The 15760-nt window shown below is 66.6% G+C and carries 16 protein-coding genes; 8 read left to right on the top strand and 8 right to left on the bottom strand.

Going from position 1 to position 15760, the window contains the following annotated elements:
- Window positions 1-30: 30 nt before the first annotated feature.
- Complete coding sequence (locus LFT49_RS10460) at window positions 31-1089, top strand: YeiH family protein (protein ID WP_237428165.1); 1059 nt, start codon at window positions 31-33, stop codon at window positions 1087-1089.
- A gap of 58 nt (window positions 1090-1147) precedes the next feature.
- On the top strand, window positions 1148-3808 hold the full coding sequence (gene pepN, locus LFT49_RS10455) for an aminopeptidase N (protein ID WP_237428164.1): 2661 nt from the start codon (window positions 1148-1150) through the stop codon (window positions 3806-3808).
- 101 nt (window positions 3809-3909) lie between these two features.
- Here the strand turns inward: pepN and LFT49_RS10450 are convergent, their stop codons facing one another.
- The 5 genes from LFT49_RS10450 to LFT49_RS10430 form a co-directional block, all read right to left on the bottom strand.
- Window positions 3910-5007 (bottom strand): lipoate--protein ligase family protein, encoded by a 1098-nt coding sequence (locus LFT49_RS10450; RefSeq protein WP_237428163.1) that lies wholly within the window; start codon window positions 5005-5007, stop codon window positions 3910-3912.
- 97 nt (window positions 5008-5104) lie between these two features.
- The gene (locus tag LFT49_RS10445; protein WP_018761303.1) at window positions 5105-5362 is read right to left on the bottom strand and encodes a type B 50S ribosomal protein L31; all 258 of its coding nucleotides are present in this window, start codon (window positions 5360-5362) and stop codon (window positions 5105-5107) included.
- Window positions 5363-5517: 155 nt separating this feature from the next.
- Complete coding sequence (locus LFT49_RS10440; RefSeq protein ID WP_237428162.1) at window positions 5518-6327, bottom strand: TrmH family RNA methyltransferase; 810 nt, start codon at window positions 6325-6327, stop codon at window positions 5518-5520.
- 7 nt (window positions 6328-6334) lie between these two features.
- The gene (locus tag LFT49_RS10435; RefSeq protein WP_237428161.1) at window positions 6335-7120 is read right to left on the bottom strand and encodes a sulfite exporter TauE/SafE family protein; all 786 of its coding nucleotides are present in this window, start codon (window positions 7118-7120) and stop codon (window positions 6335-6337) included.
- A 20-nt stretch (window positions 7121-7140) separates the two neighbouring features.
- Entirely contained in the window at window positions 7141-7926 is a 786-nt protein-coding gene (locus LFT49_RS10430) for an ABC transporter ATP-binding protein (RefSeq protein WP_236802692.1), read from the bottom strand.
- Between the two features lie 125 nt (window positions 7927-8051).
- Here LFT49_RS10430 and serB point away from each other — a divergent pair, with 125 nt between their 5' ends.
- Entirely contained in the window at window positions 8052-8945 is an 894-nt protein-coding gene (gene serB / locus LFT49_RS10425; RefSeq protein ID WP_237428160.1) for a phosphoserine phosphatase SerB, read from the top strand.
- An 88-nt stretch (window positions 8946-9033) separates the two neighbouring features.
- On the opposite strand, the gene LFT49_RS10420 is transcribed toward serB, so the two are convergent.
- On the bottom strand, window positions 9034-9795 hold the full coding sequence (locus LFT49_RS10420; RefSeq protein WP_237428159.1) for an SDR family oxidoreductase: 762 nt from the start codon (window positions 9793-9795) through the stop codon (window positions 9034-9036).
- Window positions 9796-9958: 163 nt separating this feature from the next.
- Window positions 9959-10684: a beta-ketoacyl-ACP reductase gene (locus LFT49_RS10415; protein ID WP_236802687.1), complete on the bottom strand. Its 726-nt coding sequence runs from the start codon at window positions 10682-10684 to the stop codon at window positions 9959-9961.
- A gap of 153 nt (window positions 10685-10837) precedes the next feature.
- Between LFT49_RS10415 and LFT49_RS10410 the strand changes: the two genes are divergently transcribed.
- The 4 genes from LFT49_RS10410 to LFT49_RS10395 are packed head-to-tail and all read left to right on the top strand — an operon-like array spanning window position 10838 to window position 12873.
- Window positions 10838-11269 (top strand): DUF3099 domain-containing protein, encoded by a 432-nt coding sequence (locus LFT49_RS10410; RefSeq protein WP_236802685.1) that lies wholly within the window; start codon window positions 10838-10840, stop codon window positions 11267-11269.
- Window positions 11266-11523 carry a hypothetical protein gene (locus LFT49_RS10405; protein WP_236802683.1) on the top strand — a complete coding sequence of 86 codons (258 nt, stop codon included), beginning with the start codon at window positions 11266-11268 and terminating at the stop codon, window positions 11521-11523. Before LFT49_RS10410 ends, LFT49_RS10405 begins: the two co-directional genes overlap by 4 nt.
- Window positions 11524-12396, top strand: coding sequence for an SURF1 family cytochrome oxidase biogenesis protein (locus LFT49_RS10400; protein WP_236821961.1), 873 nt, complete (start codon window positions 11524-11526; stop codon window positions 12394-12396).
- A gap of 3 nt (window positions 12397-12399) precedes the next feature.
- A complete protein-coding gene (locus LFT49_RS10395) occupies window positions 12400-12873 on the top strand; it encodes a YbaK/EbsC family protein (protein WP_236802679.1) in 474 nt (157 codons plus the stop codon).
- Here the strand turns inward: LFT49_RS10395 and abc-f are convergent.
- A complete protein-coding gene (gene abc-f, locus LFT49_RS10390) occupies window positions 12870-14468 on the bottom strand; it encodes a ribosomal protection-like ABC-F family protein (protein ID WP_236802677.1) in 1599 nt (532 codons plus the stop codon). The genes LFT49_RS10395 and abc-f overlap by 4 nt on opposite strands.
- A 199-nt stretch (window positions 14469-14667) precedes the next feature.
- Here abc-f and LFT49_RS10385 point away from each other — a divergent pair, with 199 nt between their 5' ends.
- Entirely contained in the window at window positions 14668-15732 is a 1065-nt protein-coding gene (locus tag LFT49_RS10385) for a spore photoproduct lyase family protein (protein ID WP_236802675.1), read from the top strand.
- Window positions 15733-15760: the final 28 nt, after the last annotated feature.

Raw genomic sequence — 15760 nt, 5'->3', positions numbered from 1 at the left:
TTTACTGGCCTCTTCGGGCACAGTAGGTGAGTGCCAGTCAGCAGAAGCATTCCCGAGCCGGGCCGTGGCCGTTTCCGGCCCCTCCTGGCGCGGCTTGTCCCGGGCCTGCTGACCGCGGCAGCCGCCGTCGCTGCGGCCTTCCTGGTGCATGGGGTGCTGCCTGCGCTCCCCGCGATGACCCTGGCCGTGGTGCTGGGGGTGCTCGCCGCCAACCTTCCCGGTGCCGCCGGATGGACCGAAGGGCGCGCACGGCCCGGGCTGGACTTCGCGGGCAAGCACCTGATGCGCGCTGGCATCGTCCTCCTGGGCTTGAAGGTCAGCGTCATGGACGTCCTGGGCCTGGGGTGGCTGGCGCTGCTTCTGATCGTGGCGGTGGTGGCGGCCAGCTTCGGCGGGACGTACGCCATCTCGCGCCTCTTCCGCCTGCCGCCGGTTACCTCGCTCCTGGTGGCCACCGGGTTCTCCATCTGTGGGGCCTCTGCGATTGGCGCCATGGCAGCCGTCCGCCGGATCCGGCACGCCGATACCGTCCTGCCCGTGGCCCTGGTGACCCTCTGCGGAACGCTCGCCATCGGTGTCCTTCCCCTCGTCGCCCATCCCATGGGCCTGACGGCGGCCGTGTTCGGCGCCTGGACCGGCGCTTCCGTGCATGATGTGGGCCAGGTGGTGGCCACCGCCCAAACCGCCGGGACCGCTGCCCTGGCGATCGCCGTCGTCGTCAAACTCACCCGGGTGCTGCTGCTGGCGCCTGTTGCCGCCATGGCGGGCGCGCACCATCGAAGGGGCGCGCGGTCAATCGGCGCGGCAGACGGCAGCACGGCGAAGATGCCGCCGGTGGTGCCGCTGTTCGTAGTGGGTTTCGTCGCCATGGTGGCGCTTCGCTCCACGGGCTGGCTTCCCGCAGCGTGGCTTGAGGCCGGAGCCACCCTGCAGGACCTCCTGCTGGGCGGGGCGCTGTTCGGGCTGGGCTCGGCGGTGCGGATCCGCAGCCTCCTCCACACGGGTGGCCAGGCGCTCCTGGCAGCACTGGCCTCCTGGTTCCTGATTGCCGCGCTGGGCCTTGGGGCCGCGTTCCTTATCGCCGGCTGAGCGAGCCCTTGGCCCGGCCACCTGAGCCAACCCAACAGGGCCGTGGTTAGATAGCCGGGTGTCGAATGAGAATCTGCAGCGCCGCGAAGCCGCCGAACGTTCAGCCCTGATCAGCACCACCAGCTACGACATCTCCCTGGATGTGCGGCAGGCAGCTGATCCGGCAGTCGCCGGTTACACCAGCCGCAGCGTCATCACCTTCACGGCCGAGCCCGGCTCCAGCACGTTCCTGGACTTCATCGGCAGCAGCGTTCACAGCGTGCTCCTCAACGGCAAGGGACTGCCGGTGGAGGACGTGGTGGACGGCGCACGGATCCGGCTGGACAACCTGCGGGCCGAAAACCAGGTCACGGTCACCGGAACCGCGCTGTACAGCCGCTCCGGCGAGGGCATGCACCGGTTCGTGGACCCCGCCGACGGCCAGTGCTACCTGTACACCCAGTATGAGCCGGCCGACGCGCGGCGGGTGTTCGCCAACTTTGAACAGCCGGACCTGAAGGCTGCCTACACGTTCCATGTCATGGCCCCTGCAGACTGGCACGTAGCCTCCAACGGTGCGGAGGTGAAGCGCACCCTGCTCACCAGCGACCCGGCCACCGCCTGCTGGGACTTCGCCACGACCCTGCCGATGTCCACCTACATCACCACCGTCCTGGCCGGCCCCTACTTCAAGGCAGAGGACAGCTGGCAGGCAACGCTCGACGACGGCACCCGCCTGGACGTCCCGCTGGCCCTTTACTGCCGCGCCTCGATGGCTGAATCCTTCGACACGGACCACCTCTTCGAGCTCACCAGGAAGGGGCTGGACTTCTTCAACCGGCTCTTCGACTACCCGTACCCCTGGGGCAAATACGACCAGGCCTTCGTTCCCGAGTACAACCTCGGTGCCATGGAGAACCCTGGCCTGGTCACCTTCACCGAGAGCTACGTCTTCACGTCCCGGGCCACCGACGCCCAGTACCAGGGGCGGGCCAACACCCTGCTGCACGAGATGGCCCACATGTGGTTCGGGGACCTGGTGACCATGCAGTGGTGGGACGATCTGTGGCTCAAGGAATCGTTCGCCGACTACATGGGAACGCTCGGCGTCGACCGGGCCACGGACTGGGACACCGCGTGGGTCAACTTCGCCAACAAGCGCAAGGCCTGGGCCTACGTCCAGGACCAGCTGCCCACCACCCACCCCATCGTGGCGGACATCCCGGACCTCGAGGCGGCCAAGCAGAACTTCGACGGCATCACCTACGCCAAGGGCGCCTCCGTCCTCAAGCAGCTGGTGGCCTATGTAGGTTTTGACGCCTTCATCGCCGGCTCGCGCGAGTACTTCCGGAAGCACGCCTACGGGAACACCTCGCTGGCCGACCTGCTGGCGGCCCTGGATGCTGCCTCAGGCCGTGAGCTGTCCGGCTGGGCCCGGCAGTGGCTGCAGACCTCAGGCATTTCCACGCTGTCTTTGGACTTCGCCGCGGAGGGTGCGCCGGAAGGCGCAGCAGCGGACGACGACGGCGTGCCGGGCAGGGTGGCAATCGTCCAGGAAGCGACGGACCCGGTCACGGGACACGAGGAGCTGCGGCCGCACCGCCTCCGGGTGGGTTCCTACGACTTCGACGCCGAGGGCGCCCTGGTGCGGACCGGCAGCATCGAAACCGACGTGGCCGGCGCCCGCACGGAACTCCCCCAGCTCGCGGGCCAACCGCGGCCTGCGCTCCTCCTGGTCAATGACGACGACCTGACCTACGCCAAGGTGCGCCTGGATCCTGCCTCCGAGGCAACGGTTCGTTCCTCGCTGGACCGGATTGCCGATCCCATGGCCCGCGCCCTTTGCTGGACGTCGCTGTGGAACTCCGCCCGGGACGGCGAAAGCCCCGCATCGCTGTACGTGGATGCCGTAGCTGCCTTCGCCCCTGCCGAAACGGGCATCGGCGTCCTGCTGAACGTCCTCGACAACGCGACAACCGCCGTCGAACGCTACGCCCCCGCTGACAGCCGGGCCAGCGTGCGCTCCGCCTTCCTGGCCGCGGCCGCTGCCGAACTGGACCGTGCCACGCCCGGCTCGGACCAGCAGCTCGCCTGGGCCCGCACCCTGGCCACCCTGAGCCGGCATGACGGGAGCCTGCTCCCCCGCCTCCGCGGCCTGCTGGATGGCAGTGCTCCCGTGGAGGGGCTGGCTGTGGATGCCGAGCTCCGCTGGCACCTGTGGCATGCGCTCGCTGCCAACGGACAGGCCGGCGCAGCAGAACTGGATGCCGAACTGGCCCGGGACACCACCGCTTCGGGCCGGGCAGGGCACGCGACCGCGATGGCGTCCCGGCCGGACCCTGCCGTCAAGGCCGCGGCCTGGCACGCAGCCGTCGAAGGGACCGAGCTCTCCAACCAGCTCCTGACGGCGACCATCAGTGGCTTCACCACCGCTCCGCCGGCGCTGCTGGAACCCTATGTGGAGCCGTATTTCGATTGCCTTCGGACCGTATGGAATGAACGCAGCATTGAGATTGCCAGCCGGATTGTTCGCGGTCTCTACCCCGCGGCGCAGGACCTGGCGGCGGGCACCCATCCCGAAGAGCATCCGGTGGTACGGCGGACCGATGAGTGGCTGGCTGCCAACCTGGAGGCGCCGCATGCCCTGCGCCGGATCATCATCGAGCAGCGCAGCCACCTGCTGCGCGCACTCACCGCGCAGGCCGCCGTCGTTCCCCACCACTCATCGATTGCTCCCTAAGTGTCGTTTTGCAGGCGCCAAAACGACAACGGGCCCACGCCGGCGAGGGCCCCGGCCTGAGCTTGCGAAGGATGGGAGCCGGTGGGGAGCAACCGATGAGGCTACGGGACGCGGTGGAGCCACTCCTCGGTCCCGAACTTGGCGGCCACCCGTTCCTCGGCGGCGGCCAGTTCGTGTCCCGCCAGCTGTGACGGCGTTGCCCCGTAGCGCTCGCTGAACACCTCGATCATCGCCTCGATGATCGCCATCCGGGCCAGGCCGGTCTGGCGGCGCAGTGGGTCCACGCGCTTCTTGGCGCTGCGGGTGCCTTTGTCGGAGAGCTTCTCCTTGCCGATCCGGAGGACCTCCACCATCTTGTCGGCGTCGATGTCGTAGCTCATGGTGACGTGGTGCAGCATGCCGCCGTTTGCCAGCCGTTTCTGTGCGGCGCCGCCGATCTTGCCCTGGTCCGTGGCGATGTCATTCAACGGGATGTAGAACGCGTTGATGCCAAGCTTCTTCAGTGCGGCCATGACCCAGGCGTCCAGGAAGGGGTAGGAGTCCGCGAAGCTCAGCCCGTCCACCAGGGTCTGGGGCAGGTAGAGGGAGTAGGTGATGCAGTTGCCGGCCTCCATGAACATGGCGCCGCCACCGCTGATCCGCCGGACCACGTTGATGCCGTGTTTGGCAACGCCCTCGGGGTCCACCTCGTTCTGCACGGACTGGAAGCTGCCGATGACCACCGACGGCTCCTGCCAGTCCCAGAACCGCAGGGTGGGAGTGCGCTCCCCCGCGCCAACGGCCTCCGTCAGCACCTCGTCCAGGGCGACATTGATTTCGGTGGGAAGCACGGTGGGCGCGATGATGTTCCAGTCGTGGTCTCCCCACGAGGTGGCCTTGGCCAGCGCCCGGCGGACGGTGACGGCCACCGCATCGGCAGAGAAGCCGAACAGGACCGCTCCAGTTGGCAGCGCTGCGGTGACGGCCGCGGCGAGGTCTTTAGCGGGAGTGGTCTCGGGGAGCCCGGTCAGCGCGCGGTTGATGTCTGCCAGTGCCTCGTCCGGTTCCAGGAAGAAGTCGCCGCTGACGGACACGTCCGCAAGGGCGCCGTCCGCCACGGTCAGGTCCACCACCACCAGCTTGCCGCCGGGCACCTTATATTCACCGTGCAGGCGCTGGTTGCTGGCGGCTTCAGGGGCGGGGAAAGGTGACTGGGTCATGCTTCCAATCCTGCCCCAGAAGACAGGTGTGCGGTTAACGCAGGAAGCCCGCACCGTTTCCGGTGCGGGCTTCCTGATACAAGCCAGGGCGAAGGAATTACTTCTTGCCGCCGAAGCCCTTGAAGCGAGCGTTGAAGCGCTCGACGCGGCCTGCAGAGTCCATGATGCGCTGCTTGCCCGTGTAGAACGGGTGGGACTCGGAAGAGATTTCGACGTCGATGACCGGGTAGGTGTTCCCGTCTTCCCACTCGATGGTCTTGGAGGAAGACACGGTCGAGCGGGTCAGGAACTTGGTGCCGGAGGCCAGGTCGTTGAAGACAACAGCTTCGTACTTCGGGTGGGTATCAGACTTCATAATGGGACCTTTGTTCGCGCAGCTGGATTTTGCCAGCTGCCAGGTATGAATGGGATGGCTGGGCTTTGTTGCATCAGCCGTAGCTGAAAAAGCAGGACAACCAGCTATCCATCATAGCCGATGCCCGTGGGGCTGACGAACCAATGCGCCACACGCTAGGCCCGCGCGCGAAGCTCCCAAAAAGCCACGGCGGAAGCGGCTGCCACGTTGAGGGAATCCACGCCGTTGCGCATGGGGATCTTTACGGCGAGGTCGACGGCGGCGAGGGTCTCCGGGCTCATGCCGGCACCCTCGGTGCCGAGCACCAGGGCGAGCTTGTCCAGGTTCCGGGAGGCGACGGCGTCGACGTCCTCCGCGTCGGGCGTCAGCTCCAGCGCCGCGACGGTGAAGCCGTGGTCCTTCAGCACCTGGAGGTCGCCGGGCCAGTTGTGCAGCCGTGCCCAGGGAACCTGGAACACGGTGCCCATGCTCACCCTGACGCTGCGGCGGTAGAGCGGGTCGCCGCAGCGGGGGGAAACCAGGACAGCGTCGATATCGAGCGCCGCTGCGGAGCGGAAGATGGCCCCCACATTGGTGTGGTCCACGATGTCCTCCAGCACGGCCACGCGGCGGGCCCCGGCCAGGAGCCCCGGCAGCGGCACCGGGGCAGGGCGCTGCATCGCCGCCATGGCCCCGCGGTGCAGGTGGAAGCCGGTGATTTCCTCCAGCAGGGCTGCCGAGCCGATAAAAACCGGGACGTCCGGGTAGGCCTTGAAGACGTCGTCGAGGTCCGCCACCCACTTCTCGGCGAGGAAGAACGACCGTGGCTGGTGCCCGGCGGCCAGCGCCCGGCGCAGCACCCGCGACGACTCGGCGATGTACATGCCCTCGGCCGGTTCGCGGAGCTTGCGCAGGTGCACGTCGGTGAGCGTGGTGTAGTCGCTGACCCGGGGGTCGTTGGCGGATTCGAGGTAGTGGAAAGTCACCGGGTGATTATTGCAGCAGGTTGGCGATCATGACGGCGAGGGCCACGAGGCCCAGGCTGAAGATCACGGCACGCAGGACGCGGGGCGACAGCTTGCGGCCCACCTTCGCGCCCATGAGGCCGCCGATGGTGGAACTCACGGCGATCAGCAGCACCACCAGCCAGTTGACACGGTCGAAGGCGAACAGCAGGTAAGAGATGGCGGCGACCATATTCACGCCGAGGACCAGGAAGTTCTTCATGGCATTGGCGTTCTGGATGGTGCCGGTGAGGAACACGCCAAGGATGCCCACCAGCAGGATCCCCTGCGCTGCCACGAAGTAGCCGCCGTAGACACCGGCCAGGTAGACCAGGACCAGCAGGAGGATCCCGTGGCGTTTGTCTTTGGCGGCCTGCGCCGGATCGGCCTCGCGCTTGCGCACCCAGTCCTGCAGCCGCGGCTGGAACACGACCATCAGCATGGCCAGGACCAGCAGGACCGGGGCCACATAGTGGAAGACCTTTTCGGGCAGGTGAAGCAGGAGATAGGCGCCGGTGATGCCGCCAAGCACCGACGCCGGCAGCAGGCGCATGACCTGCCGCCCACGGCCGGCCAGCTCACGGCGGTACCCGAAGGCCCCGGCGCCCGTGCCGAAGACCAGGCCCATCGCGTTGCTCATGGAGGCGGTTACCGGGGCCACGCCCAAGGCGATGAGCACTGGGAAGGTGACCAGGGTCCCGGAGCCCACCACGGCGTTGATGGTGCCGGCCCACAGCCCGGCGATGAACACAATGATGCTGCTGAAGAATTCCAAGGTAGTTGCGCAGGCCTCTTCTAGCGGCGTGCTGTGGCGGTGTAGCGTCCCGCGTTCTCGGTCACCGCAAGCGGCAGCCCGAAGGTGGTGCTGAGGTGTTCTTCGGTCAGGACCTCGGTAATGGGACCGGCAGCCACAACTCCGCCGTCACGCAGCAGCATGGCGTGGGTGAACCCCGGCGGGACTTCCTCGAGGTGGTGCGTGACCAGGACCATGGCAGGAGCCGCTTCATCGCGGGCTAGTTCAGCGAGCTTGTGCACCAGCTCTTCGCGGCCGCCCAGGTCCAGTCCGGCGCCCGGCTCATCCAGCAGGAGCAGTTCGGGGTCCGTCATCAGGGCCCGGGCAATCTGGACGCGCTTGCGCTCGCCCTCTGACAGGGTGGCGAACGTCCTGTTGAGCAGCGGCCCCATGCCCCAGTCGTTCAGCAGCCGGAAGGCGCGCCGTTCGTCGTCGCGCTCGTAGCCTTCGCGCCAGCGGCCGGTGACGCCGTAGGCAGCGGTAACCACAACGTTCAAGACGTTCTCGTGTTCGGGGATCTGGGTGGCAAGGGCTGCGGAGGAGAGACCGATGCGGGGCCGGAGCTCGAACACGTCAACGCGGCCCAGGATTTCGTCGAGGATGCCGGCCGTTCCGCTGCTGGGGTGGAGCCGGGCCGCCGCGATCTGGAGAAGGGTGGTCTTGCCGGCGCCGTTGGGGCCGAGAATGACCCACCGCTCGCCCTCGTTGACCTGCCAGTCAACCTTGTCCAGCAGGGTCTTTTTGCCTCGGACAACGCTGACGGAGTCCAGTTCCAGAACATCACTCATAGGAGTAGACACTAGGACAAAAAAGAAGATGACTGATAACCGGTGTGAAGGCTGCCTAACGGCCCTGCATCGGCCGCCCGCAATGAATTCAAGGCACCCGTTGACCGCTGGCTAAGATTGCTGGCATGACTTCGAACGTGACTGCGGTCAGCTATGGCCTGAATGTGACCCCTGCCGGGCTGGAGCAGCTGCGTTCCGTCCTTGATTCGCACGGCGCCGAGGTGCTGGCCGAAACGGGGTCAGGAGACAACCGTTATCGGGTCCAGATCCTTGAACTGGCCCTTCCTGACGCGACCGGTGCGGGGCTCGCCGCACTGCGCCGCGGCGTGGCGGAATCCGCAACGGACGGCTTTGACACTGCCATCGTGCCCGCGGCCCTTCGCACTGCGGCCCGCAAGCTGCTGATCATGGATGTGGACTCCACCCTGATCCAGCAGGAGGTCATCGAACTCCTGGCCGCCTACGCGGGGAAGCGGGAGGAGGTCGCAGCCGTAACGGAGGCTGCGATGCGGGGTGAGCTGGACTTCGCCCAAAGCCTGCACGCCCGAGTGGCCGTACTCGCTGGGCTGCCGGCCGACGTCGTCCATTCCGTGCGCCAGGAAGTGAAGCTCAGCGAAGGCGCCGACCAGCTGGTGGCCGCGTTCAAGGCCGCAGGCCACACCGTGGCCGTGGTGTCCGGCGGATTCAACCAGATCCTTGAGCCGATCGCCGCCGACCTGGGCCTGGACTACTGGCAGGCCAACGAACTGGAGATTGTCGACGGCGCGCTGACCGGCAAAGTACTGGGCGCCGTGGTGGACAGGGCTGCGAAAGAAAAGTATCTGCGGGAGTGGGCTGCCGCTGAGGGAATTGCGCTTGAACACACCATCGCCGTGGGTGATGGCGCCAACGATCTGGACATGCTGGGTGCCGCCGGGATCGGGGTGGCTTTCAACGCCAAGCCTGCCGTCCGCGCCGTGGCAGATGCAGCACTGAACATGCCGTACCTGGACGCGGTCCGCCACGTCGCCGGCGTCTGACTCCCCCGCTTAACCGCGAGATGGCAGTTCGCGGCAGTGCTCGACATGAGCATTGCCGCGAACTGCCATCTCGCGAAGGGGCCAGAGTTTAGCTGGAAGCCTCGGCGCTCTTGCCGAAGTAATCCGCTCCGCCGGCGTATTCGGTGTGGCCGGACTCGACGTCGGCCGTTGCCATCCCTGCCACAACCTGCGCAAACTCTTCGACGGAGTACAGCTTGCCGGCCTCCGCGCGGCGGGCCTCGATGGCGCCTGGCGTGGAACGGTCCAGGAGCGTGGCGGTGACGGTGCCTTCGATCATGTCGCCGGACACCACCACCAGGGAGATGCCCTTCTCCGCGAGGTTGGGGATGAGTTCACGCAGGGCGTCCTCGCCGGCGCGCTTGCTGCGGGCCACCGGCTCGTAGGCCGGCATCGTGGGGACCGTGTTGATGAAGTGGGCCTGGTGGCTGGTCACGAAGACCACCCTGGAGCCTTCCTTCATCAGGGGCACTGCGGCGTTGAGCATGTTGATCTGCGCGTCGCGGTTCAGCTTGAGCGCGTAGTCCTCGCCCATGCCGGTTTCCATGCCGCCGGAGGCGTTCAGGACCAGGATGTCCAGCGATCCAAAGTTTTCCATGGCGGCGCTGGCGAGGGCCTGCACGCCTTCCTGGGTAGTGAGGTCGGCACCCACGGCGACGGCACGGCCGCCGGCGGCCTCGATCCCTTGCACTACCTTGTTGGCGCGGGGCGCCTTCTGGCGGTAGTTGACCACGACGGCGGCACCCTCCGAGGCGAGGATCTTGGCTACGTCAGCGCCAATGCCGCGCGATGATCCTGTGACGATCGCCGTTTTGTTGTCCAGCAGTCCCATACGAGCTTCCTTTGTTCGAAACATCTAAATCGTTGTGGCCTGCAGTCCATCATGCCAGCGGCCGAAGCCGATATCCCTTGTCCGACTTCGACAAAGAAGGACCCGGCGGCTAGTTTCCCGCAGCGTCAGGGGGCGGCAGGGTCAGCGGCTGAGACCGGCAGGGTCAGTGGCCCATGCCCAGGCCGCCGTCCACCGGGATCACGGCGCCGGAGATGTAGGCGGCTTCGTCGCTTGCGATCCAGCGGACCACGTTGGCCACCTCCGCGGCCTCGGCAAAGCGTCCGGCGGGGATGCTGGACAGGTAGTCCTTCTGGGTGGCTTCGGGGAGTTCTGCCGTCATGTCGGTGTTGATGAAGCCGGGCGCCACCACGTTGGCGGTGATGCCGCGGGAACCGAGCTCGCGGGTGAGGGACCGGGCGATGCCCACCAGGCCGGCCTTGGACGCGGAGTAGTTGATCTGGCCGGGTGCGCCGTAGAGGCCGGACACCGAGGAGATGAGGACAACGCGGCCCTTCCGCAGACGGATCATGCCCTTGGACGCGCGCTTGATGACCCGGAAGGCCCCGGTCAGGTTGGTGTCGATGACCGAGGTGAAGTCGTCCTCGCTCATGCGCAGGAGCAGGGTGTCCTTGGTGATGCCGGCGTTGGCCACCAGGACTTCCACGGGGCCATGCGCCGCTTCCACTTCCTTGAAGGCAGCATCCACCGAGGCTTCATCAGTAACGTCCGCCTTGACGCCGAGGATTCCCTCCGGAAGCTGCGTTTCGCTGCGGTAGGTCACGGCCACCTTGTCACCGTTGGCGAGGAACGCCTGCGCGATGGCAAGGCCGATGCCGCGGTTGCCGCCGGTCACCAGGACACTGCGGGGGGCGGACGCTGTTTCAGTCATGGGGATGCTCCGAAATTCTGCGGCAGGCTGTGCCGCGCTAGCGGGGTGTGGTTTGGGCTGCCTCCGATCTTAGCGGCAGGCCTGCGGCGGGTTTGGGCAGCACTGCCGATGGTGCGAGAATTAAGGGAAGCCTTTGGAGCGTGATCATCCACCGTGACCCTTGAAAACCATGCGGGACGTTCCGCGCCCGAAGAACCGGGCCGGTTCTCCGGCGACGCCGAGGTCCACAGCATTACGGACGCCGCGGCCGCACATTCGGAAGATATGCGCCAGCGGATGATCAAGTACGCCCTGGCCATGGGGATCCGCATGGTCTGCCTGATCCTGATTTTCGTGGTGGACGGGTGGTTCAAGATCATTGCGGTGGCGGGAGCAGTTTTCCTGCCGTGGATTGCGGTGGTCATCGCCAACGGCAGCGACAAGGCGGAGACGCCCAGCGACTTGCTGCTGGACTCGGCCCCGTTGGCCGAGCTCGAAAGCCCGCCTCCCCCGGCCACCGACGAAAAACCGGAAAGCGCCGTGCTCCAGGGCGAGCTGGTGAAGGACGATGACCAGGAGCGCGGAGAGCAGGGGCAGGCCAAATGAGCATTTTCGATTTTGCAGCAGGATCCGACGTCGTTTCTGAGACCGCCCTGTGCTCGCGGAAGGCGTGCAGGGCGCAGGCGTCCTGGCAGCTTCTCTGGAACAACCCCAAAATCCACACACCCGAGCGGCGAAAGACCTGGCTGGCCTGCGCCGACCACCGGGCATGGCTGGAGGACTACCTGCAGACGCGCGGGCTCTGGAAGGAAACCCTCCCCCTCGCCGGCGACGGCGGATCGCTGGAGCAGGACATCTGAATGTACCGTTTCCTTTTTTCCAGCAAGTGGCTGGGCTATCTCCTGCTGGCCGCCATCTTTGCCACCGCATGTGTTTTCCTGGGCCGCTGGCAGATGGACCGCCGTGCGGAGACCCTGGCCGAAATCAACCGGGTGGTCAGCAATTACTCGGCAACTCCCATCCCTTTCGAGCAGGCACGGGACCAGTTCAACCACCTGGACCCGGCCAAGGAGTGGACCCAGGTCGAGCTCAAGGGAACCTATGACGCCGCCGGGGAACGGATCGTGCGCAACCGGCCTCTCAACGGTCAGCCCGGCTACGAGGTAGTGGTCCCCTTCCGCCTCACCACCGGTGAGACAGTCGTCATCGACCGGGGCTGGTTGCCCATCGGCAACAAGAATCCGGGCAGCCCCGATTCGGTGCCTGCCCCTCCCCAGGGTGAGGTGACCGCCGTCGTGCGCTTGAAGCATGGTGAGCCGGAGCTTCAGCGCGGGGCCCCCGAAGGGCAACTGGCGTCCATCGATCTCCCCACGTACGCCGCGCAGCTGGGCTACCCGCTGATGACGGGCGCGTACGGCCAGCTCGCCTCGGAAACACCGCCGGCAGCCGCGATGCCCGTTGCCTTCCCCAAGCCGTCGACGGATGAGGGGACGCACCTGTCCTACTCCCTGCAGTGGTTCGCTTTCGGCGTTCTCATGTTCGTCGGGTTCGGCTACGCGGCGCGGCAGCAGGCACGGAACGCGGCGATCGACGCCGAGGACGAGGAGCTGATTGACGATGGGGCCATGCATGCTGCGGTGGCCCCCCGCCGTCGGCCGGCTGCACCCCGAAAGCGCAAGAAGGCGACCGCCGAGGAAGAAGAAGACGCTCTCCTGGACGCGCAGGGCTACTGAGGCATGGAGTACGACGGCGGCCCGGTCTCCTTGGTGCGCTCCGCTCTGGTGGCGGCGGGGCTCGCCGACACCGTGCGCACCTTTCCGTCGGGAGTACCCACGGCAGCCGCAGCAGCTGAGGCCCTCGAATGTGACCTTGCAGCCATCACCAACAGCCTTGTCTTCGAACTCGGCGGGGAGCCGCTGCTGATCCTGGCCAGCGGCGCCGCGCGCGTGGACACAGCGCTGGTATCAACGCAGCTGGGCGCAGGGAAGATCCGCCGCGCCTCCCCCGCCTTCGTGCTGGAACATACGGGCCAGGAGGTAGGTGGCGTAGCCCCGGTGGGCCACCCCAAAGGGATCCGCACCCTGCTGGACGAGTCCCTGCGGCGCCACGAGCTGCTGTGGGCCGGAGCGGGAGACCACAACTCCATGTTCAGCATCACCTACCAACAGCTCCGGAGCCTTACCGCGGCGCTGGAGCTGCAGGTGCGCTAAGCCAGAGTGATGAGGTCCAGGTAGTCCTCGTTCCAGAGGTCCTCGACGCCGTCCGGAAGCATGACTACGCGTTCCGGGTTCAGGGCTTCGACCGCACCTTCGTCGTGGCTGACCAGGACAACGGCGCCGGTGTAATTGCGCAGGGCGCCCAGGATTTCGGCGCGGCTGGCGGGGTCGAGGTTGTTGGTGGGCTCGTCGAGGAGCAGCACGTTGGCGCTGGAGGCAACGATGGTGGCGAGAGCCAGGCGGGTCTTCTCGCCGCCGGAGAGCACACCCGCAGGCTTGTCCACGTCGTCACCGGAGAACAGGAACGAGCCAAGGATGCCGCGCACCTCGGCGTCCTTCATATCGGGCGCGGCGGAGCGCATGTTCTCCAGCACAGTCCGGTTGTGGTCCAGGGTTTCGTGTTCCTGGGCGTAGTAGCCAACCTTCAAGCCGTGGCCGGGGATGACTTCGCCGGTGTCGGGAATGTCCACGCCGGCGAGCATCCGCAGCAGAGTGGTCTTTCCGGCACCATTGAGGCCCAGGATGACCACTTTGGAACCGCGGTCGATGGCCAGGTCGACGTCGGTGAAGATCTCCAGCGAGCCGTAGGACTTGCTGAGCCCGTCCGCGGTGAGCGGGGTCTTGCCACAGGGTGCGGGGTCCGGGAACCGCAGCGCTGCCACCCGGTCCTGCTCGCGGACCGCTTCCAGCCCGCTGAGCAGGCGCTCGGCGCGCTTGGCCATGTTCTGCGCGGCAACGGCCTTGGTGGCCTTGGCCCGCATCTTGTTGGCCTGGTCCATGAGGACCTGCGCCTTCTTCTCAGCGTTGGCGCGTTCCCGCTTCCGGGCGCGCTCGTCGGTCTCCCGCTGAAGGAGGTAGCGCTTCCAGTCCATGTTGTAAAAGTCGATCTGGGCACGGTTGGCGTCCAGCAGGAACACCTTGTTGACGGTGGCTTCCAGCAGGTCCGTGTCGTGGCTGATGACGATCAGGCCGCCCTGGTGGTTCTTGAGGAAGTCACGCAGCCAGGCGATGGAATCGGCGTCAAGGTGGTTGGTGGGTTCGTCCAGGAGCATCGTCTCGGCGTCCGAGTAGAGGATGCGGGCCAGTTCGACACGGCGCCGCTGGCCGCCCGAGAGCGTCTTGAGCGGCTGGTTCAGCAGCCGGTCCGGGAGCGCAAGGTTGGAACAGATCGACGCAGCTTCGGCTTCCGCTGCGTAACCGCCGGCTGCGAGGAACTCGGATTCCAGCCGGTCATACCGGCCCATGGCCTTCCGCTGCACTTCGGCGTCCTCGCTGGCCATTTCGTCGTGGGCCTTCCGAAGCTTACCGACGACGACGTCCAGGCCACGGGCGGACAGGATGCGGTCCCGTGCCAACTGCTCCATGTCCGGGGTACGGGGATCCTGGGGCAGGTAGCCGATCTCCCCGCTGCGGGTGACCTTACCGGCGGCGGGAAGGCCTTCGCCTGCGAGGACGCGGGTCAGCGTAGTCTTGCCGGCACCGTTCCGGCCGACAAGGCCGATCTTGTCTCCCTTGTCGATGCGGAAGCTCACCTGGTCCATCAGGAGCCGGGCACCGGCGCGCAGTTCAAGATCCTGGACAGTAATCACAGCAGGTAAGGCCTTTCACAACAGGGAACGCCACGGTCCGCGCACGGAGTGCCAGGGGACGCTGGGGCAGAGTGGCCGGAGAACGGCACATCCCAGTCTACCGTCCGGCAGGCGGCGGTCCATCCATACTGCATACAGGGGAAGGATGCCGTCGGCTTAACTGCCGTTTCGGGCCCGGTCCGTCAAGGACAATGAGGACATGGAATTCGACCGGCTGCTGCAAATCCGCCGCATTTACGCGCAGCCTGCAGCCTTGGAGCTGCCGCGCGGGCGGGAGATCGTGGCACGGTGGCCGGGAGCCGACGTCGTTCCCGTGGAGAGCCATTGGAACATTCCCGACCTCCACGGCGACGAAACCAACGTGCCGCGGTGGTCCCGGATCAAAACCGAGGCGCTGGTCCTCGGGGTCAAGAAGTCCCTGACCGTGAAGCCGAACGGCAGGTCAGCGGACTTCATTGCCCCCTCCACGGCCAACGGATGTGCCATGGCGTGCGCCTACTGCTACGTTCCGCGGCACAAGGGCTACAGCAACCCGGTCACCGTTTTCGCCAATATCGACCAGATCGCCGGGACGCTGGAACGGCACGCCACGCGCCAGGGACTCAAGCTGGAGCCTAACCAGTGCGACCCCGAGCTCTGGGTCTATGACATTGGCGAAAACAGCGACTGCTCGGTGGACGCGCTGATCAGCGACAACGTGGAGGACCTTGTCACGCTGTTCCGGGAACTGCCCAATGCCAAGCTGTCCTTCGCCACAAAGTTCGTCAACCGGCACATGCTCGGCTGGAACCACGGGGGCCACACCAGGGTCCGCTTCTCGCTGATGCCGGCGGACCTGGCGAAGTCAGTCGATGTGCGGACGTCCCCGGTGGCCGAGCGGCTGGCCGCCATTAACGATTTCGTCGACGCCGGGTACGAGGTACATGTGAACTTCTCCCCCGTGATCATTACCGACACGTGGCTGGCCGACTGGGAGGAGCTGCTGCGCCAGTTGGACGCCGCCCTGACCCCTGCAGCCAAGGCGCAGCTGGCCGCCGAGGTCATTTTCCTGACCCACAATGAGCAACTGCACGAGGTCAACCTGGGCTGGCACCCGCAGGCCGAAAACGTCCTGTGGCGCCCTGACCTCCAGGAGGCCAAAGTCTCCTCGAATGGTTTCAGCAATGTCCGGTACCGGGCGCGCGCCAAGGCAGGCTACGTCCAGCAACTGACTGCGCTGATTGGCAGGATCGCACCGTACTGCCGGATCCGGTACGCGTTCTAAGCACCGCGCTTCCCGGCCCGCTGGCCCG

The sequence above is a fragment of the Arthrobacter sp. FW306-06-A genome, assembly GCF_021870055.1.
Classification (GTDB): Bacteria; Actinomycetota; Actinomycetes; order Actinomycetales; family Micrococcaceae; genus Arthrobacter.
The sequence above is the reverse complement of the archived record's forward strand: the minus strand, read 5'-3'. Positions and strand labels throughout refer to the sequence as shown.

Coding starts and splice junctions, on each gene's coding strand:
- LFT49_RS10395 (WP_236802679.1), top strand. CDS start 12,400: ATGGAGTACGACGGCGGCCCGGTCTCCTTGGTGCGCTCCGCTCTGGTG.
- LFT49_RS10400 (WP_236821961.1), top strand. CDS start 11,524: ATGTACCGTTTCCTTTTTTCCAGCAAGTGGCTGGGCTATCTCCTGCTG.
- LFT49_RS10445 (WP_018761303.1), bottom strand. CDS start 5,362: ATGAAGTCTGATACCCACCCGAAGTACGAAGCTGTTGTCTTCAACGAC.
- LFT49_RS10385 (WP_236802675.1), top strand. CDS start 14,668: ATGGAATTCGACCGGCTGCTGCAAATCCGCCGCATTTACGCGCAGCCT.
- LFT49_RS10450 (WP_237428163.1), bottom strand. CDS start 5,007: ATGACCCAGTCACCTTTCCCCGCCCCTGAAGCCGCCAGCAACCAGCGC.
- LFT49_RS10430 (WP_236802692.1), bottom strand. CDS start 7,926: ATGAGTGATGTTCTGGAACTGGACTCCGTCAGCGTTGTCCGAGGCAAA.
- serB (WP_237428160.1), top strand. CDS start 8,052: ATGACTTCGAACGTGACTGCGGTCAGCTATGGCCTGAATGTGACCCCT.
- LFT49_RS10405 (WP_236802683.1), top strand. CDS start 11,266: ATGAGCATTTTCGATTTTGCAGCAGGATCCGACGTCGTTTCTGAGACC.
- LFT49_RS10420 (WP_237428159.1), bottom strand. CDS start 9,795: ATGGGACTGCTGGACAACAAAACGGCGATCGTCACAGGATCATCGCGC.
- LFT49_RS10415 (WP_236802687.1), bottom strand. CDS start 10,684: ATGACTGAAACAGCGTCCGCCCCCCGCAGTGTCCTGGTGACCGGCGGC.